21 protein-coding genes are annotated in these 20,789 nt (G+C 64.6%); 17 read left to right on the top strand and 4 right to left on the bottom strand.

Annotated elements, in window-relative coordinates:
* The first annotated feature begins 150 nt into the window (after positions 1–150).
* From PA01_16185 to PA01_16145, 9 genes are all read left to right on the top strand, one after another.
* Positions 151–2,643 carry a heavy metal translocating P-type ATPase gene (locus PA01_16185; GenBank protein ID KON80402.1) on the top strand — a complete coding sequence of 831 codons (2,493 nt, stop codon included), beginning with the start codon at positions 151–153 and terminating at the stop codon, positions 2,641–2,643.
* A complete protein-coding gene (ccoS, locus tag PA01_16180) occupies positions 2,643–2,840 on the top strand; it encodes a cbb3-type cytochrome oxidase assembly protein CcoS (protein ID KON79973.1) in 198 nt (65 codons plus the stop codon). The genes PA01_16185 and ccoS overlap by 1 nt, the downstream gene beginning before the upstream one ends.
* A gap of 398 nt (positions 2,841–3,238) precedes the next feature.
* The gene (ccoN, locus tag PA01_16175; protein ID KON79972.1) at positions 3,239–4,663 is read left to right on the top strand and encodes a cytochrome-c oxidase, cbb3-type subunit I; all 1,425 of its coding nucleotides are present in this window, start codon (positions 3,239–3,241) and stop codon (positions 4,661–4,663) included.
* A gap of 15 nt (positions 4,664–4,678) precedes the next feature.
* Entirely contained in the window at positions 4,679–5,317 is a 639-nt protein-coding gene (gene ccoO / locus PA01_16170) for a cytochrome-c oxidase, cbb3-type subunit II (protein KON79971.1), read from the top strand.
* A gap of 17 nt (positions 5,318–5,334) precedes the next feature.
* On the top strand, positions 5,335–5,514 hold the full coding sequence (locus PA01_16165) for a CcoQ/FixQ family Cbb3-type cytochrome c oxidase assembly chaperone (GenBank protein KON79970.1): 180 nt from the start codon (positions 5,335–5,337) through the stop codon (positions 5,512–5,514).
* A gap of 3 nt (positions 5,515–5,517) precedes the next feature.
* The gene (ccoP, locus tag PA01_16160; protein ID KON79969.1) at positions 5,518–6,420 is read left to right on the top strand and encodes a cytochrome-c oxidase, cbb3-type subunit III; all 903 of its coding nucleotides are present in this window, start codon (positions 5,518–5,520) and stop codon (positions 6,418–6,420) included.
* Positions 6,421–6,503: 83 nt separating this feature from the next.
* Positions 6,504–7,937, top strand: a complete 1,434-nt coding sequence (gene ccoG / locus PA01_16155) for a cytochrome c oxidase accessory protein CcoG (protein ID KON79968.1) — start codon at positions 6,504–6,506, stop codon at positions 7,935–7,937.
* Positions 7,938–7,952: 15 nt separating this feature from the next.
* Positions 7,953–8,465, top strand: coding sequence for a FixH family protein (locus PA01_16150; protein ID KON79967.1), 513 nt, complete (start codon positions 7,953–7,955; stop codon positions 8,463–8,465).
* A gap of 23 nt (positions 8,466–8,488) precedes the next feature.
* Positions 8,489–8,728 carry a hypothetical protein gene (locus tag PA01_16145; GenBank protein ID KON79966.1) on the top strand — a complete coding sequence of 80 codons (240 nt, stop codon included), beginning with the start codon at positions 8,489–8,491 and terminating at the stop codon, positions 8,726–8,728.
* 48 nt (positions 8,729–8,776) lie between these two features.
* On the opposite strand, the gene PA01_16140 is transcribed toward PA01_16145, so the two are convergent.
* Positions 8,777–9,220 carry a universal stress protein gene (locus tag PA01_16140; GenBank protein KON79965.1) on the bottom strand — a complete coding sequence of 148 codons (444 nt, stop codon included), beginning with the start codon at positions 9,218–9,220 and terminating at the stop codon, positions 8,777–8,779.
* Between the two features lie 461 nt (positions 9,221–9,681).
* Between PA01_16140 and PA01_16135 the strand changes: the two genes are divergently transcribed.
* Positions 9,682–11,379: an alpha/beta fold hydrolase gene (locus tag PA01_16135; protein KON79964.1), complete on the top strand. Its 1,698-nt coding sequence runs from the start codon at positions 9,682–9,684 to the stop codon at positions 11,377–11,379.
* 147 nt (positions 11,380–11,526) lie between these two features.
* On the opposite strand, the gene PA01_16130 is transcribed toward PA01_16135, so the two are convergent.
* Positions 11,527–12,216 carry a Crp/Fnr family transcriptional regulator gene (locus PA01_16130; protein KON79963.1) on the bottom strand — a complete coding sequence of 230 codons (690 nt, stop codon included), beginning with the start codon at positions 12,214–12,216 and terminating at the stop codon, positions 11,527–11,529.
* Positions 12,217–12,323: 107 nt separating this feature from the next.
* Between PA01_16130 and PA01_16125 the strand changes: the two genes are divergently transcribed.
* The 3 genes from PA01_16125 to PA01_16115 are packed head-to-tail and all read left to right on the top strand — an operon-like array spanning position 12,324 to position 14,500.
* The gene (locus tag PA01_16125) at positions 12,324–13,547 is read left to right on the top strand and encodes an NnrS family protein (protein KON79962.1); all 1,224 of its coding nucleotides are present in this window, start codon (positions 12,324–12,326) and stop codon (positions 13,545–13,547) included.
* Between the two features lie 6 nt (positions 13,548–13,553).
* On the top strand, positions 13,554–13,949 hold the full coding sequence (locus tag PA01_16120) for a SirB2 family protein (GenBank protein ID KON79961.1): 396 nt from the start codon (positions 13,554–13,556) through the stop codon (positions 13,947–13,949).
* Positions 13,949–14,500: a hemerythrin domain-containing protein gene (locus PA01_16115; GenBank protein KON79960.1), complete on the top strand. Its 552-nt coding sequence runs from the start codon at positions 13,949–13,951 to the stop codon at positions 14,498–14,500. The genes PA01_16120 and PA01_16115 overlap by 1 nt, the downstream gene beginning before the upstream one ends.
* 6 nt (positions 14,501–14,506) lie before the next feature.
* On the opposite strand, the gene fnr is transcribed toward PA01_16115, so the two are convergent.
* Positions 14,507–15,247 carry a fumarate/nitrate reduction transcriptional regulator Fnr gene (gene fnr / locus PA01_16110; GenBank protein ID KON79959.1) on the bottom strand — a complete coding sequence of 247 codons (741 nt, stop codon included), beginning with the start codon at positions 15,245–15,247 and terminating at the stop codon, positions 14,507–14,509.
* A gap of 125 nt (positions 15,248–15,372) precedes the next feature.
* On the opposite strand from fnr, the gene hemN reads away from it, so the two are divergent.
* Positions 15,373–16,764, top strand: coding sequence for an oxygen-independent coproporphyrinogen III oxidase (gene hemN / locus PA01_16105; protein ID KON79958.1), 1,392 nt, complete (start codon positions 15,373–15,375; stop codon positions 16,762–16,764).
* Positions 16,765–16,864: 100 nt separating this feature from the next.
* Positions 16,865–17,575 carry a sulfite exporter TauE/SafE family protein gene (locus PA01_16100; GenBank protein ID KON79957.1) on the top strand — a complete coding sequence of 237 codons (711 nt, stop codon included), beginning with the start codon at positions 16,865–16,867 and terminating at the stop codon, positions 17,573–17,575.
* Between the two features lie 40 nt (positions 17,576–17,615).
* On the opposite strand, the gene PA01_16095 is transcribed toward PA01_16100, so the two are convergent.
* Complete coding sequence (locus tag PA01_16095; GenBank protein ID KON79956.1) at positions 17,616–18,020, bottom strand: MerR family DNA-binding protein; 405 nt, start codon at positions 18,018–18,020, stop codon at positions 17,616–17,618.
* Between the two features lie 109 nt (positions 18,021–18,129).
* On the opposite strand from PA01_16095, the gene PA01_16090 reads away from it, so the two are divergent.
* Both PA01_16090 and PA01_16085 read left to right on the top strand, forming a co-directional pair.
* Positions 18,130–20,541 (top strand): heavy metal translocating P-type ATPase, encoded by a 2,412-nt coding sequence (locus tag PA01_16090; protein ID KON79955.2) that lies wholly within the window; start codon positions 18,130–18,132, stop codon positions 20,539–20,541.
* 25 nt (positions 20,542–20,566) lie between these two features.
* Positions 20,567–20,776 carry a cation transporter gene (locus PA01_16085; protein KON79954.1) on the top strand — a complete coding sequence of 70 codons (210 nt, stop codon included), beginning with the start codon at positions 20,567–20,569 and terminating at the stop codon, positions 20,774–20,776.
* Positions 20,777–20,789: the final 13 nt, after the last annotated feature.

The raw sequence follows: 20,789 nt of genomic DNA, 5'->3' as shown, positions 1-20,789 counted from the left end.
GATTGCGGCGCTCCGGGGGGCGGGCGTGCCGCAAGTTTTGCTGCACTGCAATAGCGGCGCGACGTCGAGTGTGCTAAATAGACGTTTCACTGCCTGAACGGGCGGATGGATCGCCCGTTCGCCGCCCTCGCAGCCCTCGGTGTTTCCCTGATGAGCGCTTCCGAAATCGAGTCTGTCCGAGCATCGTTGCCCGAGCAGGACTGCTATCACTGCGGCTTGCCGGTCCCGCCCGACACGCATCACTACGTGACGATCGACGGGGCGTCGCGGCGCATGTGCTGCGTTGGCTGCGAAGCCGTTGCGGAGTCGATTGTCGCGAACGGTCTGACCGATTACTACCGCCATCGCGACGCGATGCCCGAGCCGCAGAAGGAGGCGCTGCCGGCCGAACTACAGGAACTCGGGCTGTTTGATCATCCCGATTTCCAGAAAACCTTCGTGCAGCCGATCGGCGAGCACGAGCGCGAAGCGGCGCTGATCCTCGAAGGGATCACTTGCGCCGCGTGCGTGTGGCTGAACGAACAGCACGTCGCGCGCCAGCCGGGCGTCTCGTTGGTCGAGGTCAACTATGCGACCCGGCGTGCGCGGGTGCGCTGGGACGAACGGCGCATCAAGCTGTCCGAGATCCTCTCCGCAATCCAGGCGATCGGCTACCGCGCGTATCCCTACGACGCCGAGCGCTCGGAGCAGATCGGCAAGCGCGAGCGGCGGTCGATGCTGTGGCGCGTCTTCGTCGCCGGCTTCGGCATGATGCAGGTGATGATGTACGCCTTCCCGGCGTACATCGCGCCGGAAGGCGACCTCGCGCCGGACATCGAGCAGCTGATGCGCTGGGCAAGCCTGCTGTTGACGCTTCCGGTCGTGCTGTATTCCGCGGCGCCGTTTTTCCAGCGCGCGCTGCGCGACCTGAAGCTGCGCCGTCTGGGCATGGACGTGCCAGTGGCGCTCGGGGTCGGCAGTGCGTTCGCGGCGAGCGTCTGGGCGACGCTTGTCGGGAGCGGCGAAGTGTATTTCGACTCGGTGACGATGTTCGTGTTCTTCCTGCTGTGCGGGCGCTATCTGGAGATGGTCGCGCGTCAGAAAGCGGTGCGTGGCGTCGAGGAGCTCGGCAAGGTGCTGCCGGCGTTTGCCGAGCGCCTGTCGGGCTGGCCTGCGTCGGACGGCGAGCGCGTGCCGGTGTCGCAGCTGGTGCCGGGCAATTTCGTGCGGGTGCGGCCCGGTGAAGCGATGCCCGCTGACGGCGTCGTCGTCGACGGGCGCAGCGAGGCGAACGAGGCGCTGCTGACCGGCGAGAGCCTGCCGGTGCCGAAATCTGCCGGCAGCCCGGTCACCGGCGGCAGCATCAATATTTCGAGCCCGCTGACGGTGCGCGTCGAGCAGGTCGGGGACTCAACCCGCCTCGCGGCGATCCGCCGCCTGATGGAGCGCGGCGCGAGCGAAAAGCCTCGCCTCGCGCAGCAGTCGGACCGCGTCGCGGTCGTGTTCATCGTCGCGCTGCTGGTGCTCGCGTTCGCGACGGGTTTCGCGTGGTACTTCATCGAGCCGGGGCGGGCGCTGTGGGTGTTCGTGTCGGTGCTGGTGGTCGCGTGTCCTTGTGCGCTGTCGCTGGCGACGCCGACGGCGCTGACAGTGGCGACCGACGCGCTGGCCCGCATGGGCGTGCTGGTGACGCGCGGGCACGCGATCGAGACGCTCGGGCGCGCGAATCACTTCGTCTTCGACAAGACCGGCACGCTGACGCGCGGGCGGATGAGCCTCGAGGAAGTCCAGCCGCTCGGCGAGCTGGGCGAAGCCGAATTGCGCATGCTGGCGGCGGCGCTCGAGCGCGACTCCGAACATCCGGTCGGCGAGGGCCTGCGCCGCGCCGCCGCGGCAGACCGCGTGCTGCCCGTGGTCGATGAGGTCGTCGCGCAGACCGGGCAGGGCATCGCGGGGCGGATCGATGGCGTGCGCCATGCGATTGGACGCCCGGGCTACGTCGCAGCGCAACTGGATCTCGCCGAACCGGCGCGGTGCGCGCAGTTCGAGACGCGCGGCGGGTCGGTGATTGCGCTCGGCAGAACGGGCGAATGGCTCGGCCTGTTCCGCCTCGCGGACGTGCCGCGCGAGGAGGCCGCGCAGCTGACGACCAAGCTTCTCGCCGAGAAAGCCCGCCTGACGGTGCTGAGCGGCGATTCGCCCGGCGCGGTCGACGCGGTCGCGCAGGGCCTGGGCATCGACGACGCCCATGGCGGGCTGACGCCTCAGGGCAAGCAGCAGTGCCTGGAGAAGCTGCAGCGTGTTCCCGGCGCAGTCGTGGCGATGGTCGGCGACGGCGTCAATGATGCTCCGGTGCTTGCGCAGGCACACGTGTCGGTGGCGATGGGCGGCGGTACCGAGCTCGCCCGCAACGAAGCCGACATCGTGCTGTTGAGCGAGAGCCTGGCCGGGCTCGGACGCGGGCTCGATCTTTCGCGCCGCACGCTGCGGATCATCCGGCAGAACCTGTGGTGGTCGTTCGCATACAACTTCACTTCGGTGCCGCTCGCGATGGCGGGTCTCGTCACGCCGTGGATGGCCGGCATCGGCATGGCCGGAAGCTCGCTGCTCGTCGTTCTCAATGCGCTGCGCCTGCAGCGCCAACCATGGAGCAGGGTTCGCTGATGGAAAGCCTTTACATCCTGATCCCGCTCTCGGTCGTGCTGGTTTTCGGGATCGGCGTGATTTTCTGGTGGTCGCTCAAGTCGGGCCAGTACGACGATATGGAAGGTCCGGCGTACCGGGTGCTGATGGACGACCGCGATGCGCCACCGCCTGCCGAAAAGCAGCCGGACGACCCCGAGCGCGAGCCGCCGAAGTGAGTCGGACCACGTCGTCGTGCTGTCAGGGACACTCTTTGTTGACCCTGGTCAAAACTTCATCCGGACGAGATGGGCATACTTTTTCCATGGTTTTTACGGGTGTCGCCGCGAAATTTCGGGCGGCACTTCGGCAACTGGTATTTATGTCTCTCTGTTGGGGTTGGGGGTGCGTTCGATACGCACCCTTTTTTTTGCCTGCGATTTTTACCATGTTCCCAACATGGTTTTTTGCGCGATTGATGTTCCATGTGCTTCCGCCCGATTGCGCGGTGCAATATAATGTTGATCTAAGTCAACGGCCGATCAGCGGGGTTGTGCATCGACGCGTTCGTCCGGGCTGCTAGGGCGGGTGTGATTGCAGACCGGGCGCAAGGGTTTTTCATCAAGGGGGCAGTTACATGCAATCGCAAGCGACTTACAACTACAAAGTCGTGCGCCAGTTCTCCATCATGACAGTGGTGTGGGGAATCGTGGGCATGCTGGTCGGCGTGATCATTGCGGCACAGCTTGTATGGCCGGAACTCAACGTCGGGGAATGGTTCCACTTCGGCAGGTTGCGTCCGCTTCACACCAACGCGGTGATCTTCGCGTTCGGCGGCTGTGCGCTCTTTGCGACGTCGTACTTCGTCGTTCAGCGCACCTGCCATACCACGCTGTTCGCGCCGCGTCTCGCGGCGTTCACGTTCTGGGGCTGGCAACTGGTCATCGTGCTGGCCGCGATCACGTTGCCGCTTGGCATCACGAGCAGCAAGGAGTACGCCGAGCTCGAATGGCCGATCGACATCCTGGTCGCGGTGGTGTGGGTGTCCTACGCGGTGGTGTTCTTCGGCACCATCGCCAAGCGCAAGACTTCGCATATCTACGTCGCGAACTGGTTCTTCGGCGCGTTCATCCTGACCGTCGCGCTGCTGCATATCGTCAATAGCGCCGCGCTTCCGGTGACGCTCACGAAGTCTTATTCGGCGTACGCCGGCGTGCAGGACGCGATGGTGCAGTGGTGGTACGGGCACAACGCGGTCGGCTTCTTCCTGACGGCCGGCTTCCTCGGCATGATGTATTACTTCGTGCCGAAGCAGGCCGAGCGCCCGGTGTATTCGTATCGCCTGTCGGTCGTGCACTTCTGGGCGCTGATCTTCACCTACATGTGGGCCGGCCCGCACCATCTGCACTACACCGCGCTGCCCGACTGGACCCAGTCGGTCGGCATGGTGTTCTCGCTGATCCTGCTGGCGCCGTCGTGGGGGGGGATGATCAACGGCATCATGACGCTGTCCGGCGCGTGGCACAAACTGCGCACCGACCCGATCCTGAAGTTCCTGATCACCGCGCTGTCGTTCTATGGCATGTCGACGTTCGAAGGCCCGATGATGTCGATCAAGACGGTGAACGCGTTGTCGCACTACACGGACTGGACTGTCGGCCACGTCCATTCGGGCGCGCTCGGCTGGGTCGCGATGATCTCGATCGGCTCAATGTATTACCTCCTGCCGCGCATGTACGGTCGCACCGAGATGTATTCGACGGGCCTGATCAACGCCCACTTCTGGATCGCGACGATCGGCATCGTGCTGTACATCGCGTCGATGTGGATTGCCGGGGTGATGCAGGGGCTGATGTGGCGCGCGACGAATCCGGACGGCACCCTTACGTACTCGTTCGTCGAGAGCGTCAAGGCGAGCTATCCGTTCTGGTCGATTCGCCTCGCAGGCGGCGTGCTCTTCCTGACCGGCATGCTCATCATGTTCTACAACATGGTCAAAACGATGGCCGGCCACCGCGCGTACGACGCTCCCGTCGTGCTTCCCGCCGCTGCGCACGCCTGATCGGAGAAACGTGACATGGCCAAATCCAAATCGAATCACGATTTCATCGAGCGCAGCGTTGGCTGGCTGATCGTGCTCACGCTGCTGACGGTGAGCGTCGGCGGCCTCGTCGAGATCGTCCCGCTGTTCTTCCAGAAGTCGACGACGATGCCGATCGATCGCCAGGGCAACCCGCTGAACGTCAAGCCGTACGATCCGGTCCGGCTCGTCGGTCGCGACATCTACGTCCGCGAAGGCTGCTACAACTGCCACTCGCAGATGATTCGCCCGTTCCGCGCCGAGACCGAACGCTACGGCCACTACTCGGTCGCCGGCGAATTCATCTACGACCGGCCGTTCCAGTGGGGCTCGAAGCGGACCGGTCCGGACCTGCAGCGCGTCGGTGGTCGCTACTCTGACGAGTGGCACCGGGTGCACCTCAACAATCCGCGCGACGTCGTTCCGGAGTCGAACATGCCCGCGTTCCCGTGGCTCGAACGCCCGGTCGCGACGGACGACATCGAGCAGAAGATGCAGGTGCTGCGCACCCTCGGCCATCCGTATTCCGATGAGGAAATCGCAGGGGCCCGGGCGGCGCTCGAAGGCAAGACCGAGATGGAAGCGCTGATCGCGTACCTGCAGGGGCTGGGTACCGCGCTTTCGAACTTCAAGTGACGAGCAGGAGAAGCGCCGTGGATATCAACGATTTGCGTTCCCTCATCACCGTACTCGGCATGGCCTGCTTTCTGGGCATCTGTTTCTGGGCTTACAGCAAGCGGGCCCGGGCCGGATTCGATGAAGCGGCGCTGCTTCCCTTCACCGACGATGACGAGCCGGCGCCGCAGGGTGGCCGGCAAGCCAAGGAAGGATAAAAAATGGCTGACTTTGTTAGCGGCTTCTGGAACGTGTATGTGATGGGCCTGGTGGCCCTGAGCCTGCTGTTCTGCCTGTTCGTGCTGATGTCGAACAACAAGCGCGAGACCGGCCCGGTCGAGTTGCACGGCCACGTCTGGGACGAAAACCTCGCCGAATACAACAACCCGCTGCCGCGCTGGTGGTTGTACCTGTTCTGGCTGACGCTGATTTTCGCGGTGGTCTATCTGATCCTGTATCCGGGATTCGGCAACACGAAGGGCGTGCTCGGCTGGGCGTCGGTCGGGCAGTACGAAACTGAAATCCGGAAGGCGGAAGAGCGCTACGCGCCGATCTTCGCCAAGTACCAGGGCATGGACGTGGCCGCAGTGGCGGCCGACCCGGAGGCCCGCGGCATGGGGCAACGGCTGTTCGTGACCTACTGCGCGCAGTGCCACGGTTCGGATGCGCGCGGTGCGAAAGGTTTCCCGAACCTCACCGACAAGGCTTGGCATTGGGGGGGGGAGCCGGAGACGATCAAGGCCACCGTCACCGCCGGGCGGATCGGCGTGATGCCCCCTCTCGGTCCGACGCTCGGCGCCGGCGGCGTGAAGGATGTTGCGAACTACGTGCGCTCGCTGTCCGGCCTCGCGCACGACTCGCTGCGCGCGCAGCGCGGTGCGGAGCTGTTCCAGCAGAACTGCGCGGCCTGTCACGGCGCCGAGGCGAAAGGGACGCCGGCGATGGGCGCTCCTGATCTTTCCGACGACGCCTGGCTGTACGGCTCGTCGGAGGCGACGATCATGGAAACGGTCACGAAGGGCCGGATGAACCGGATGCCGGGATTCGGCGAATTCCTCGGCGAGGCGAAAGTGCACCTGCTGACGGCGTACGTCTACGGCCTCTCGAACAAGCCGGCGCAGTAAACCGTTTCGGGCAGCAGTCATTCCCCGGGGGCGACCCGGGGATTTCAAGCCCATGAAATTAGAATTTACGGATATAGCGATATATGACCGCCCCGATACCTCTTCGGAAGTTCCCTTCCCCGCGTGACAAATCGGCCGCCGAGTCCGACGAACTCTATGCCGCGCGGAAGAAACTCCACGTGCGTTCGGTGAGTGGCCGCTTCGCAACCTGGCGCTGGATCCTCGTGTGGTTTACGCAGATCCTCTATTACGGCCTGCCCTGGCTCACGTGGAATGACCGGCAGGCAGTGCTGTTTCACCTGACCGAGCGCAAGTTCTACATCTTCGGCTGGGTGTTCTGGCCGCAGGACGTGTTCTATCTCGCGATCCTGCTGATCATCTCCGCTTTTGCGCTGTTCTTCTTCACCGCGATCGCGGGGCGGCTGTGGTGCGGGTACGCGTGTCCGCAGACCGTGTACACCGAAATATTCATGTGGATCGAGGAGAAGATCGAAGGGGATCATCTCAAGCGCAAGAAACTGGACAGCGCGCCGCTGGGCGCGCGAAAGCTCGCGGTCCGCTCGGCGAAGTACGGCGCGTGGATTCTGCTGTCGCTGTGGACCGGTTTCACGCTGGTCGCGTACTTCACGCCGCTCGACGAGTTGCTCCAGGCGGCGAAGACGCTGAGTTTCGGACCATGGGAAATGTTCTGGATCCTGTTCTACGGCGGCTTCACCTACCTTTTTGCCGGCGTGATGCGCGAGCAGGTCTGCAAGTACATGTGCCCGTATGCGCGCTTTCAGGGCGTGATGTTCGATGCCGACACCCTCGTCGTCACGTATGACCAGGAGCGCGGTGAGCCGCGGGGTTCGCGCCGGAAAGGCGTCGCACCGCGCTCGGCCGGGTTGGGGGACTGCGTGGATTGCGGGATCTGTGTTCAGGTGTGCCCGACCGGGATCGACATCCGGGAGGGGTTGCAGTACGAATGCATCGGTTGCGCGGCGTGCATCGACGGCTGCGACGACGTGATGGACCGGATGGGCTATCCGCGCGGGTTGATCCGTTATTCCACTGACAATGCGCTCAAGCAGCACTGGGGACGAAAGGAGATCATCGCGCACCTGCTGCGGCCGAGAACGCTGATCTACAGCGCGATCCTGACGTCCGTTTGCATCGCGCTGCTGTGGGGCCTGGCGACGCGTTCGGACCTGCGGGTGGACGTGATCCGCGATCGGGCAACGCTCGCGCGCGAGGTCGAAGGCGGCCTGATCGAGAACGTCTACCAGCTGCAGATCATGAACATGCTCGAAACGCCTCGCATGTTCGACATCGCGGTGTCGGGCCTCGACGGGATTCGCATCGACGGTGTCCGTCAGGTGAACATCGCTCCGGCATCGACTGAATCCGTGACGGTGCAGGTGAGAGTGCCGCCCGAATCGGCGGCGCCGGGTTCGCACGAAATCGTCTTCGACGTCGGCATGAGCGGCGATCCGTCCGTGTCGGTGCAGGAAGACACCACTTTCCATCTGCCTCGCTAAGACGGGATCGACCGCATGCGCACAGCACTTCTGACGAAAGACATTCAGCCTTGGTATCGGCAGGGCTGGCCGTGGTTCCTGATTGCAATCCCGGCGACCGCCGTGCTTGCGGGCGCAGTAACTTTGTGGCTGGCCATCACCACTTGGGACGGGCTGGTGGTGGACGATTACTACCAGCAGGGCAAGGCAATCGAACAAACCATCGGTCGCTCGATCCGCGCCCGCGAAATGGGCCTCGTCGCCGATCTCCGGCTTCGTGCCGAGGAGGTCAGCGTTCGGCTGGGCGCCGCGCAGGGGATCGTGTTGCCCCCGACTGTCGTGCTGACGATCGCGCACCCGACGCGCGCCGGGCAGGACCAGAAGCTGCTGCTCAAAGGGCGCGACGGCACGTTCGCCGGTGCTGTCGCACCGCTATCGTCGGGTCGTTGGCTGATTCAGCTCGAGGACGAGGCGCAGACGTGGCGACTCAGTGAAACCATCGTCGTGCCGACGGGCGCGGAGATCCGGATCGTCCCTGCGGATTCTTAACTGACTGGCGAAGGGGGTGTCACGTGCTGAAATGGATTCAGGTCCTGTGGCCTTCGTTTCTTGTCGCAGGCATTGCCGAGGCGGTTTTCTTTACGGTTGTCGATCCGAAGACCCTGTATTTACTCGGCGAGCCTGTTGAATATTCGCTGACGGCGACGTATTCGATCGGGTTTTTCGGTTTCTGGATCGTCTGTGCGGTCTCCAGCCTGGCGACGCTGTTTCTGCTGCGCAGCCCGGAAGAACTGAACCGGCAGCAGCCCTAGCGCGCGGCGAGACCCGCGTCTGCGGGTTTCGCCCGCCGGCCGTCAATCTCAGCGATACACCAGCACGGGAATATTGCTGTGGGTGAGCACTTTTTGCGTCTCGCTGCCCAACAACAGGCCGGCGATCCCGCGGCGACCGTGTGAAGCCATGAAGATCAGGTCGCAGCCGTGCCGCCTGGCCGCGTCGATGACGGCTTCGTACGGCACTTCATTGACGATCGTATCGGTGTCGGCAGCGACACCTTCGCTATCTGCCACCGCCTTGGCCTTGCCGAGAATCTTCCTTGCTTCCTCTTCGGCCGATTTCGCGAACTGCTCGGGAGTCGTCGGATCGATCAGCGCGCCTTCGCCATAGATCGGCATCGGAAAATCGGGCTGCGCATAAAAGAACGTGATCCGTGCGCCGGCGTCCTTGGCGAACGAAACCGCCCGTGCGACAGTGCCTTCGGACAGCGGCGAGCCGTCGGTGGGGACGAGAATGTGCTTGAACATCGCGCTGCTCCCTCGGTTTTTGATGGACGATTGATTATAGCCACGTCAGGCGCGATGGCGCGTCGCAGGCAGCAGCGGACGATTGACCCACGTCAACCAGCACGAAGGGATATGAGAACAAGCTACCCGAAGCGCAGGAGAGGCCATGAATTTGACATCTCCGGCCGCCGCCGGCGAGGTTGCCGAGCATCTGCGAAGGTGCGCCACGAGGGCCGAGCCGTGCGTTTCATGCAGCACGTCGAGGACTCGAGCGCATTGAACGCACAGCCCCCGGGGCGGGTCATCATCGCTGGAATTACGATTCCTGCAGCGGGGCAGGTCTATCCGCTCGATCGAGCAGGACCATTTCGGCGGGGCGATTGCAGCATGCGGCGGTTCGCCCCCCCAAAGACGACGGGATGATGGCCGTGAATACAGCAAGAAACGGGAAACCTTCCAGTCCGCTCACGCCGCCGCAGGCGGTGCGTCGGACGCTGCGCCAGATCCACGACCACGTCGAGGGCACTGTCGATCCCCTCGGCGTCGCAGCGCCGATCGTGCATGCGCAACTCGCGTGGGCTGCGCACCCGCAGGAACTTGCGGAAAGGGTCGCCAGCCTGTCCTCCGATCTTTGGCGTCTGCACGAGCACTCGTGGCGCCGCCTTAGCGGGCTGGCGAATCCCGATCCGATCAGCCCGAATGCGGGCGACGAGCGCTTTGCCGACCCTGTCTGGACGGACGTCGCGAGCTGGGATCTGGTCAAGGAGTGGTACCTGGCCTTTACCCATCACATGCAGGACATGCTGTACGACACCCCCGGCTTGTCCGGCAAGGAGCGCCGCCGCGCCGCATTCTGGTGGCGAAAGTGGCTGAACACCGTCGCGCCGACGAACTTCTATTGGACGAACCCCGTCGCGATGCGCAAGGCCATGCAGACCCGCGGCGCGAGCCTTTTGCGCGGCTACGGCATTTTTCTCGGCGATCTGCAGGCGGGCGACGTGCGCATGACCGATCCGCACGATTTCGAGGTCGGCAGGAATCTCGCCACGACCCCCGGCGCCGTCATCTTCCGCAACGAGCTGCTGGAAATCCTCCATTACGCGCCGACCCGGGCCAAAGTCCATGCCGAGCCGGTCGTGATCGTCACGCCGTGGATCAACAAGTTCTACATCCTCGATCTGGTGCCGAGAAAAAGCATGATCCGCTTTCTCCTCGACCAGGGGCTGGACGTGTTCATCACGAGCTGGAAGAACCCGGATGCCGGGATGCGCGACGTGGGGTTCGACCACTACCTGCAGGACGGCGTTCACGCGATTGTCGAGACGGCCCGGCGTTTTACCGGTGCCGCGCGAGTGCACGCCGTGGGCTACTGCATCGGCGGAACAGCGCTGTCGATGTACATGGCGTGGGCCAATCGGCGTTTCCAGCCGGAAGAGGTCCCGGTGGCGGACTGGACGTTGCTGACGACGCTCGTGGATTTTCGCCAGCCCGGCGACATCGAAGTCTTCATCGACGACGGAAGCATCCGCTATCTGAGCGCCAGCATGACGCGCAAAGGGTTCCTCGACGGCAAGGAGATGGCGTCCGCGTTCCGCCTGCTGCGTTCCAACAGTCTCATCTGGCACTACGTCGTTCATGGCTGGCTGTACGGCGAGGCACCGCCGCCGTTCGACGTGCTGTACTGGAACATGGACACGACGCGGATGCCATGCGCGATGCACTCGTGGTATTTGCGCGAACTCTACCTGCACAACCGGCTGATCGAGCCGGATGCGCTCATGGTTGCCGGCGAGCCGATCGATCTCGCCCGCATCACGCAGCCGCTGTATGCCGTCGCCGCCGAGGACGACCACATCGCCCCGTGGCACGAGGTTTATCGCGTCAACAACTTCGTCACCGGACCGAAGCGCTACGTGTTGTCGAGTTCGGGGCACATTCTCGGCATCGTGAATCCTCCGGTGACTCCGCCGAAGCGCAAGTATCGTGTCGCCGACGCGCACCGGTCCGACACCGCGGAAGCGTGGCACGCGAAAGCCGCGGAAGAGTCGGGCAGCTGGTGGACCGACTGGATGAACTGGCTCACGCCGCGGTGCGGGGAGCTGGTCGAGGCGCGGGCGGCCGCATCGGAAGTCTATCCCCGGCTCACGGATGCGCCCGGGATCTATGTCCTCGCGCCCTGAGCACGATCCGAGCACGATTCGTCCGGCGGCTTTTTGGAGGCCGCGGCCCCTTCCGCGGGCTTCTTTATGCAATTGACCCGAGTCAAGGTGAGCACTCGGGGCGCTGGGGAGAATGCTTCGGGCCTGCAAGCCGGCCGGCTCGTGCGATCAGCCCTGGTAATGGGCGAGGCCGACGGGGTCGTGCAGGGCGATGTGTTTGCCGTGGACGGTGATCAGTCCGGCATTGACGAGGTCGTGGAAAATTCGCGAAAGCGTTTCGGGAGTCAGGTTCAGACGCGAGGCAATGACCTGCTTGCTGGTCGGCAGCTGGATGTCGCGAGCGCCGGTGGCGCCGTCCTGCTCGACCTGCTGCAGCAGATAACCGATGACGCGCTGGGTGCTCGAGCGCAGCGAATAGATTTCGACGTCCTGGATCATGCTGTGCAACCGGATGGCCATGCCCGCCAGCAATTTGCGGGCGAAGCTGGAGTCCTGGTCGATCAGATCCGAGACCACCGCTTGCCCGATGTGCAGGAGGCGGGTGGACACGAGTCCTTCGGCGAAAACGGGATACGGGCGGTTCAGGAACATCACCGCTTCACCGAAGCTGTGCATCGGGCTGATGATTTCGACAACCTTTTCGTTGCCCTGGGCCGACGAAACCGCGAGTTTCACCTGCCCGGAGACGACGAAAAAGAAACCATGGACCGGGTCGCCGCGCTGGAACAGGACTTCACCTTTTTCCAGCGTGCGTTCCCGGGTGTAGCGGGCAACCCGGTCGATGTCGTCGGCGGAAAGTTCGCTGAAGAACGAAATCTGACGCAGCAGGGTGGGGATGTCGGCAATGGGGTTGGGCATCTTGGCCTCCAGCGGAAACAACTGGACATTCTACCGTGTCGGACCCTTGCCCCCGGAATTCCCGGCCGTAACGGCCGGGCAGGGATTCACTGAAGGAACGCAGCACCATGCAGACTCAAACCCAGGCCGCGCCCGCGCCGCCGATCCTCTTCGCAGCGCCGCATCGGGCGATGTTCTTTTCCGGTGGCGTGATGTTGCTCGTGGCCTTCGTGCTGTGGGCATTGGAACTCGCGGGCCGCATCGGCGTGGGGACGCCGCTGTCGTGGACGCTTCCGCCGGGCTGGATGCACGCGTTGCTGGTTCTCGCCGGCGTGTTCCCATTGTTCATGTTCGGTTTTCTCCTCACCGCGATGCCGCGCTGGCAGGGCGCTCCGGACGTGTCCGCTGCACTCTGGCTGCCACCGTGGCGTCTGCTCGCCGCCGGGTGGGCGGTCACGATGGTCGGATTGTGGATTCCCGGCCTGCTCGCGGTCGGCCTGCTGCTGGTGCTCGCCGGATGGGGCGGCGCGCTGCGCGTGCTGTGGGGCGTGGCATTCAACGACAATCCCGACTCGCTGCACGCCCGGCTGGTGACTGCTGCGCTCGCGGCAGGTGCTTTCGGCGTGCTCGCCTGGATCGTCTTTGCGATCACCGGTGACGGCGTGTGGGCGCGTGCCGCGATCAACCTCGGGGTGTGGTGGTGCCTGCTGCCGGTGTTCTTTACGGTCTGTCACCGCATGATTCCGTTTTTTTCCAGCAACATCGTCAAGGATTACGTGGTCGTCCGTCCGCGCTGGGCGCTCGGCATCGTGCTCGGGGCGAGTGTCATCCACGGCACGCTGGCGATGGCGGGGTTCGGCACGATGACCTGGATCGTCGATGCGCCGGCGGCGGCGACCGCGCTGTGGCTGTCGGTGCAATGGCGGCTCATCCCGGCGTTGCGCGTGCCGCTGCTGGGAATGTTGCACATCGGTTTCGCGTGGCTCGGGATCGCTTTCCTGCTGTCGACGCTGCAGGGCGTCGCCGCGCTGTTCGGCCATGCCTGGCTCGGCCTCGCGCCGCTACATGCGCTGGGTGTCGGATTCTTCGGCTCGGTGCTGCTGGGCATGGTGTCGAGAGTGACTTTGGGGCATTCGGGCGGCAAGCTCGTCGCGGACAAGCTGACGTGGTCGCTGTTTCTCGGGCTCGAGTTCGTCGTGGTGCTGCGGGTGGCCGGCGAACTGGTGCCGCCTTCGTGGTCGAGCGGCGTGATGCTCGCCGCAGCGCTGGGCTGGATTGGCGTGTTCGGCTTGTGGGGAGCTCGATATCTGCCCGTTTATCTGCGCCCGCGCAGTGACGGCCGGCCGGGATGACGTGCGGTGTACGCTGCGATCAAGCACCTGCACATCTTCTGTGCGATGTTGAGCGGGTCGGGCTTTTTGCTGCAAGGGATCTGGATGATGCGGCGCAGCCCGCTGCTCGATCATCGCGCGACGCGCATCCTGCCGCACGTGATCGATACCGTGTTTCTCGCCAGCGCGATCGCGCTCGCCACGCTGAGCGCGCAGTACCCGTTCGTCGCTCCGTGGGTTACGGCGAAGGTGACCGGGCTGGTCATCTACGTGGTGCTCGGTTACATCGCGCTGCGCGGCGGCTCGACGATGCGTGTACGCGTCTTCGCGCTGGCCTGCGCATTGCTCGTCTTTTCATGGATCGTGTCGGTCGCGTTGACGAAGAACGCGGCCGGCTTTCTTGTTCTTACCGGAGCTTTCTGATGGCTGATTCCCTGATACCCGTTGCTCCCGGCCTGGAAACGCCGCTCGAAATGCTCGAAGCCTGCCACGGCCGTCTGCAGGCGCAGCTCGCGACCCTGTCGCGCCTCGCGGCGTGGCTGCCCGAGCATGGTGCCGACCGCCAGGCACAACAGGCGGCGGCCAACGTGATGCGCTACTTCGACCTGGCTGCCGTCAATCACCATCTCGACGAGGAAGACGACCTGTTCCCGGTGCTGCGCGCGCGCGTCGATGGCGGACGCCGGGAAGCGCTGTACGAGCTGATCGACTGGATACTGGCGGACCACCAGGAAATGTTCGCGGCGTGGGCGGCGATCCGCGCGAAGCTCGATCCGATCTCGCGCGGCGAACCGGCGGAGCTGCCGGCCGCGGAAGTCGAGCAATTCACGGCCCGTTACCGACGCCACATGGCGCGCGAAGAGGGCGAACTGCTGCCCTATGCACGCGAGTTGTTGACCGAGCAGGACATCGCCGCCCTGACAGCGACGATGACTGCGCGACGGCGGCAGGACGCACCGCCGCACAGTCCGTGATGCGGATCAGGGGCGCGCGGACGGGTGCTGGATCAGCTTTTTCAGCCCGCCGATATTGAGAATGCGGATGTGTTTCTGCTGGACGGCGATCAGTCCCTCTTCCTGGAACTTCGAGAACGCCCGTGACACGGTCTCCAACTTCAGCCCGAGGTACGAGCCGATTTCCTCGCGCGTCATCCGCAAGTGGAATTCCGCTGCCGAGAAGCCGCGCGCGGTGAAGCGCTGCGACATGTTCAGCAGGAACGCCGCGAGACGTTCTTCCGCGCGCATCGAACCGAGCAGCGTCATGACGCCGTGGTCGCGGACGATCTCGCGGCTCATCACCTTGTGGAACTGATGCTGCAGACCGTCGACGACGCGCGACAGCTCTTCGAGCTTGCCGTATGCGATCACGCACACTTCGCTGTCCTCGAGCGCGATCGCATTGCACGAATGCAGCTCCGTGCTGATGCCGTCGAGTCCGAGCATCTCGCCGGTCATCTGGAAACCGGTGACCTGCTCGCGTCCGTCTTCAAGCAGCACGTCCGTCTTGAACGAACCCGCACGGATCGCATAGATCGCCTCGAAAGGGTCGCCCGCGCGATACAGGTGATGCTGGCGCTTGATCTTGCGACGCGCTCCGACCAGTTCGTCGAGGCGGTCGATCTCGTTTTCCGACATGCCGAACGGCAGGCACAGCTCGACCAGGTTGCACTGGGAACACGCGACTTTCAGACTGGCTACCGTAATTGGCACCGTGGCCTTCATTTGCACGATAATAATGCCCTCTGTTCAAGTCCGACTTGCGATTGCCAGGGAAGTCCGTTGATCCACGTCAACCCCCGCGGCGCTGCTTTTTGCGATCGTACGAAACGCACCCGAGCGATACAACCATGACCAGCCAGAACGATCTTGTATTCGACCCGCAGCTGATCCGCCGCTTCGATATCAACGGGCCGCGCTATACGTCCTATCCGACCGCCGACCGCTTCGTCGAAGCCTTCGATGACCGCGCCCTCCGCGACTGGCTTGCCCAGCGTGCGGTGGGCGGGGTAAGCAAACCTCTTTCATTATACTTCCACATCCCATTTTGTAACACGATTTGCTACTACTGCGCGTGTAACAAGATCATCACGAAGGATCATGCCCGTTCCGCCAAGTATCTGAAATACCTGGATAAAGAAATCGGCATGCAGGCCGAGGCGCTCGGCGGCAGCCACCAGGTCACCCAGCTGCACCTCGGAGGCGGAACGCCGACTTTTCTTTCGCACGACGAGTTGCGCCAGCTGATGGATTCCGTCCGTTCGCGCTTCACGCTGGTGCCGAACGGCGAATACTCGATCGAAGTGGACCCGCGCAAAGTCGACTTCGAAACGGTCAAGCTGCTTGCCGACCTGGGTTTCAACCGCATGAGCGTCGGCGTGCAGGACTTCAACGAGGACGTCCAGGTCGCGGTCAATCGCGTGCAGAGCTTCGACGAAACCAAGCTGGTCATCGACTCGGCCCGGGCGACCGGCTTCAAGTCGATCAGCCTGGATCTGATCTACGGGCTGCCGAAGCAGAACATCATCAGCTTCAACCGCACGCTCGAGCAGGTTCTCGCGCTGTCCCCGGACCGCATTTCGCTTTACAGCTATGCGCATCTGCCGGGTCTGTTCAAGCCCCAACGGCGCATCACCGTCGTCGATATGCCCACTTCGGACACGAAGCTGCAGATCCTGCAACTGGCGATCCGCCGGCTGACCGAAGCAGGCTACGTGTATATCGGCATGGATCACTTCGCGAAGCCGGACGACGAGTTGACCGTGGCGCAGCGCCAGGGCCGGCTGCATCGGAACTTCCAGGGCTATTCGACGCAGGCCGAATGCGACCTGCTCGCGTTCGGCGTGTCCGCGATCGGCAAGATCGGACCGGTATATTCGCAAAACTACAAGTCGCTCGACGAGTATTACGACGCGCTCGATCGCAACGAACTGCCGGTGCTGCGCGGCATCGAGCTGACGGCCGACGACCTGCTGCGCCGGTCGATTATCCAGGCGCTGATGTGTCATTTCGAGCTTTCGATCGATTCGATCGAAATCGCGCACCTGATCCAGTTCAACGAATATTTCGCCGAAGAATTGCAGGACCTGCGTGCAATGGAAGAGGCCGGGCTCGTCGAGGTTACCGACAAGTGGATCACCGTCATGCCGGCAGGCCGTCTTTTGGTGCGTGGCATCGCGATGGTGTTCGACCGGTATCTGCGGGCCGATCGGGAGCGCGCTCGCTACTCCAAGGTGATCTGACCGCGCCGTCGGGCGGAGCCTCGCGGCGGGGGAGTGTTAGAATAGAAGCGTTTTCTGTCGCGGGTTCCGCGTCGCCTTCGCTTGTATTCGATGCCCCCTGATGCCTGAAACCGGTTATATCGCAGTTTTCCTCATCGGCCTGCTTGGCGGAACTCATTGCGTAAGCATGTGCGGGGGGATCGTCGGGGCGATGACTTCGGTGCGCATGCCGGGCGACACGCGTCGGCAGTGGCCGATCCACCTCGCCTACAATCTCGGGCGCATCGCCACCTATACCCTGCTCGGCGCGGTGCTCGGCGCGCTCGGCACCGTCGGCCTGCTGTTCAACGACGTGCTGCCGGTCCAGCTCGGCCTGTATGTGCTGGCGAACCTGATGCTCATCGCGCTCGGCTTGTACCTGACCGGCTTCACGCGTCTATTGACTCCGGTGGAGCGGGTCGGGCTGCGGCTGTGGCGGGTGGTTCAACCCCTGACGCGGCGCTTCCTGCCGGCACGTTCGGCAGCTCAGGCCCTGCCCCTCGGCCTGTTGTGGGGGTTCCTGCCGTGCGGCCTCGTGTATAGCGTCCTGACCACGGCGCTCGTCACCGGTTCGGCGGGGCGCGGCGCCGGCCTGATGCTGGCGTTCGGGCTCGGAACGCTGCCGAACCTGATGCTCGCGGGAATGCTCTTCAAGCGCTTCCGGGAGGTCACGCGCAACGGCAAAATCCGCTTTGCCGCCGGTCTGCTGGTGCTCGGGTTCGGAGTATTCGGGCTGCTCAACGCGCCGACGCTCGGGGGCAAGCTGTGGAGCGGGGTGGTCTGCGAAGTCTGAAGGCACGCGGCGAGCGAACCGTGCTCCGCATGCCCCTTTGTCAGTCAGCTTCCCCGCCGAGGGTGCGCAGGATCGGACACGGCGCCGGTGCTTCCGTGTGCTCGCAGCAGCTGACGAGCTCCTGCAAGGCGGAATGCACGCTCTGCAGTTGCCGGATGCGCTCTTCGACATCCGCAATCTTCGCCCTCGCCAGGGCTCGTGCACTTTCGCGGTCGGTTTCCTCGTCGAGGGCGAGCAGGCTGGCGATTTCATCGAGCTTGAAACCGAGGGTCTGGGCGCGGCGGATGAAACGCAGGCGCGCGAGCTCCGCGCCGCCATAGACGCGAAACGCGCCTTTCTTCGTGCCTGCCGTCGCCAGCAGGCCGCGACGCTGGTAGTAGCGCACGGTTTCGACGCCGACGCCGGCAGAACGTGCCAGCGTGCCGATTGTGATTTCGCTGCTCATGGGAGTTGACTCCGTACTTCGGTACAGGGTCTAGACTGCCACCGACAGCTGCGGCCCGCAACATCGTTTCCGCGGACCGCTGACCTTCGGTGTTTTGCAGAGTCGACCAATGAACAATCCCGTGATGGATCCGCGCAACGCTGCAATCGAACTGCCGGTGTCGGGCATGACCTGCGCCGCCTGCGCTGCACGGATCGAGAAAGTGCTGAACCGCCTGCCCGGCGTCAGCGCGAACGTGAATCTCGCGGCCGAGAAAGCGCGCGTCAATTTCTCCGGCGCAGAGGCGGGCCCGGCCGAGGTCGTCGCGGCGATCCGCAAGGCGGGCTTCGATGTTCCGGCGGCGACGCTCGAGCTGGCGATTTCGGGCATGACCTGCGCCGCGTGCGCCGCGCGGCTCGAAAAAGTCCTCAACCGGCTGCCGGGCGTCGAGGCGGGGGTGAATTTCGCGACCGAGCGCGCGACCGTGCGTTACCAGCCCGGTCTGGTAACGGTCGAGGCGATGAAGGATGCCGTGCAGCGGGCCGGTTTTGCTGCGGCGGAAACCGGGCTTGCGGACCGGCAGCAGGTGCGTTTGCGACAGGCGGCGGCGTGGAAAGCCGAGCTGCGGCACTTCTGGATCGCGGTGCTGCTGACGCTGCCACTCGCTGCCCAGATGCCCGCGATGTTCGGCGGGGGCTGGACGGCCGACGCCCATCACGAGTTCCTCCCGCGCTGGCTGCAGCTGATGCTCGCGACGCCGGTGCAGTTCTGGATCGGCGCGCGCTTTTACCGCGGCGCGTGGTCCTCGGTGCGAGGAGGGGGCGCGAACATGGACGTGCTGGTCGTGCTCGGCACGAGCATGGCCTGGAGCTACAGCGCGATCGTCACGCTGTTCGGCCGCCATGACCTGCACGTGTATTACGAAGCCTCGGCGATGATCATCACGCTGATTCTGCTCGGCAAGCTGCTCGAGGCGCGGGCGAAGGCCCGCACCACCGCTGCGCTCGATGCGCTGCTGCGCCTGCAGCCGAGGGTCGCGCATGTCGAGCGCGCCGGCGAACTGGTCGCGGTTCCGGTCGACAGTCTGAAGCCGGCGGATCTCTTCGTCGTGCGGCCGGGAGATGCCGTGCCGGTCGATGGCGAAGTCGTGTCCGGCGCGTCGGCGCTCAACGAGGCGATGCTGACCGGCGAGAGCATGCCGATCGACAAGCGCCCCGGTGACAAGGTGTTCGCCGCGACGCTCAACGGGGAAGGGGTGTTGCGCTGCCGGGCGACCGGCGTCGGCGCCCACACGCTGCTCGCCGGCATCATCCGCATGGTCGAGCAGGCGCAGGGCTCGAAAGCGCCGGTGCAGCGCCTCGCGGACCGCATCGCGGCGGTGTTCGTGCCGGTGGTGGTCGGCATTGCCGTCGTCACGTTCGTCTCGTGGTGGTGGCTCGGCGGCGATTTCGCGCAGGCGCTGATCAGCGCGGTCGCCGTGCTCGTGATCGCGTGCCCGTGCGCGCTGGGCCTCGCGACGCCGACGGCGATCATGGTCGGGACCGGGCAGGGCGCGCGCGCCGGCATGCTCGTCAAGAACGCCGAAGCGCTCGAACTCGCCGAGAAAATCCGCGTGCTCGTCGTCGACAAGACGGGCACGCTGACCGAAGGCACGCCGGCGGTCAGCGATGTCGTGCCGATCGACGGATGGGACCGGACGAGCCTCCTCGGCATCGCGGCCGCGCTGGAACAGGCCAGCGCGCACCCGATCGCTGCGGCGGTTGTCGCCGAGGCGCGCGCCGCAGGCGCAACGATTGCGTCGGCCGGAGACAGCCTCGCGGAGCCGGGCAAGGGGCTGTCGGGCTCGGTCGATGGACGGCACGTCGTGCTCGGTACGCCGGCTTTCCTCGTCGAGCGGGGCATCGACATGTCGGGCGCCTCCTGGGAGCATCTCGCGGCGGCCGGCAAGACGATGGTCGCGGTCGCCGTCGACGGTCGTTACGCCGGCGTGATCGCGGTCGCCGATCGCGTGCGCCAGGATTCGGCGAGCGCCGTGGCGCGCCTGAAAGCGCGCGGCCTGCGGGTCGTGATGCTGACCGGCGACCACGCCGCCACGGCGGCGGCGATCGCTCGCGAAACCGGCGTCGACGAGTGGCAGGCGGGCGTGATGCCGGCAGACAAGGCCGCTGCGGTGCAGACGTTTGCCCAGGGCGGCGAACGAATCGGGATGGCCGGTGACGGCATCAACGACGCGCCGGCGCTCGCGGCCGCCGATGTGTCGTTCGCGATCGGGGTCGGAGCGGACGTTGCGGTCGAGGCGGCCGACATCACGCTCGTGAGGAACAGCCTGCACGGTGTCGCCGACGCGATCGACCTGTCGCGCGCGACCTTGTCCAAGATCCGGCAGAATCTCTTTTTCGCGTTCATTTACAACATACTCGGCATCCCGCTCGCTGCGTTCGGATTGCTCAATCCGGTGATCGCGGGTGCGGCGATGGCGATGAGCTCGGTGTCGGTCGTCACCAATTCACTGTTGCTCAAGCGGTGGCGGCCAGGTCGGTGATTTTCGGTGGACAGGAGAACTCGTGATGGTCGAAACAGTAATCAGAGTCGAAGGAATGAGCTGTGGCGGGTGTGTGAACAGCGTCACGGCGGCGCTGAAAGCGCTCCCCGGTGTCGCGGACGCCACCGTGTCGCTGGAGTCCGCGCAGGCGCGCGTGCAGTACGACCCGGCGACGGTGTCCGAGCAGCAGCTGCGCGAGGCGGTCGAGGATGCCGGTTTCGACGCGCCGGCGTAATCGAACTGCTGGC

Origin of the sequence: Azoarcus sp. PA01 (assembly GCA_001274695.2) — a bacterium.
Classification (GTDB): Bacteria; Pseudomonadota; Gammaproteobacteria; order Burkholderiales; family Rhodocyclaceae; genus Aromatoleum.
The sequence above is the reverse complement of the archived record's forward strand: the minus strand, read 5'-3'. Positions and strand labels throughout refer to the sequence as shown.

What these genes read in the sequence shown, in the direction of transcription:
- hemN (KON79958.1), top strand. Translation starts at nt 15,373, where the DNA reads ATGACCAGCCAGAACGATCTTGTATTCGACCCGCAGCTGATCCGCCGC.
- PA01_16085 (KON79954.1), top strand. Translation starts at nt 20,567, where the DNA reads ATGGTCGAAACAGTAATCAGAGTCGAAGGAATGAGCTGTGGCGGGTGT.
- fnr (KON79959.1), bottom strand. Translation starts at nt 15,247, where the DNA reads ATGAAGGCCACGGTGCCAATTACGGTAGCCAGTCTGAAAGTCGCGTGT.
- PA01_16140 (KON79965.1), bottom strand. Translation starts at nt 9,220, where the DNA reads ATGTTCAAGCACATTCTCGTCCCCACCGACGGCTCGCCGCTGTCCGAA.
- PA01_16115 (KON79960.1), top strand. Translation starts at nt 13,949, where the DNA reads ATGGCTGATTCCCTGATACCCGTTGCTCCCGGCCTGGAAACGCCGCTC.
- PA01_16150 (KON79967.1), top strand. Translation starts at nt 7,953, where the DNA reads ATGCGCACAGCACTTCTGACGAAAGACATTCAGCCTTGGTATCGGCAG.
- ccoN (KON79972.1), top strand. Translation starts at nt 3,239, where the DNA reads ATGCAATCGCAAGCGACTTACAACTACAAAGTCGTGCGCCAGTTCTCC.
- ccoP (KON79969.1), top strand. Translation starts at nt 5,518, where the DNA reads ATGGCTGACTTTGTTAGCGGCTTCTGGAACGTGTATGTGATGGGCCTG.
- PA01_16095 (KON79956.1), bottom strand. Translation starts at nt 18,020, where the DNA reads ATGAGCAGCGAAATCACAATCGGCACGCTGGCACGTTCTGCCGGCGTC.
- PA01_16100 (KON79957.1), top strand. Translation starts at nt 16,865, where the DNA reads ATGCCTGAAACCGGTTATATCGCAGTTTTCCTCATCGGCCTGCTTGGC.
- ccoS (KON79973.1), top strand. Translation starts at nt 2,643, where the DNA reads ATGGAAAGCCTTTACATCCTGATCCCGCTCTCGGTCGTGCTGGTTTTC.
- PA01_16125 (KON79962.1), top strand. Translation starts at nt 12,324, where the DNA reads ATGCAGACTCAAACCCAGGCCGCGCCCGCGCCGCCGATCCTCTTCGCA.
- PA01_16090 (KON79955.2), top strand. Translation starts at nt 18,130, where the DNA reads ATGAACAATCCCGTGATGGATCCGCGCAACGCTGCAATCGAACTGCCG.
- ccoO (KON79971.1), top strand. Translation starts at nt 4,679, where the DNA reads ATGGCCAAATCCAAATCGAATCACGATTTCATCGAGCGCAGCGTTGGC.
- ccoG (KON79968.1), top strand. Translation starts at nt 6,504, where the DNA reads ATGACCGCCCCGATACCTCTTCGGAAGTTCCCTTCCCCGCGTGACAAA.
- PA01_16130 (KON79963.1), bottom strand. Translation starts at nt 12,216, where the DNA reads ATGCCCAACCCCATTGCCGACATCCCCACCCTGCTGCGTCAGATTTCG.
- PA01_16185 (KON80402.1), top strand. Translation starts at nt 151, where the DNA reads ATGAGCGCTTCCGAAATCGAGTCTGTCCGAGCATCGTTGCCCGAGCAG.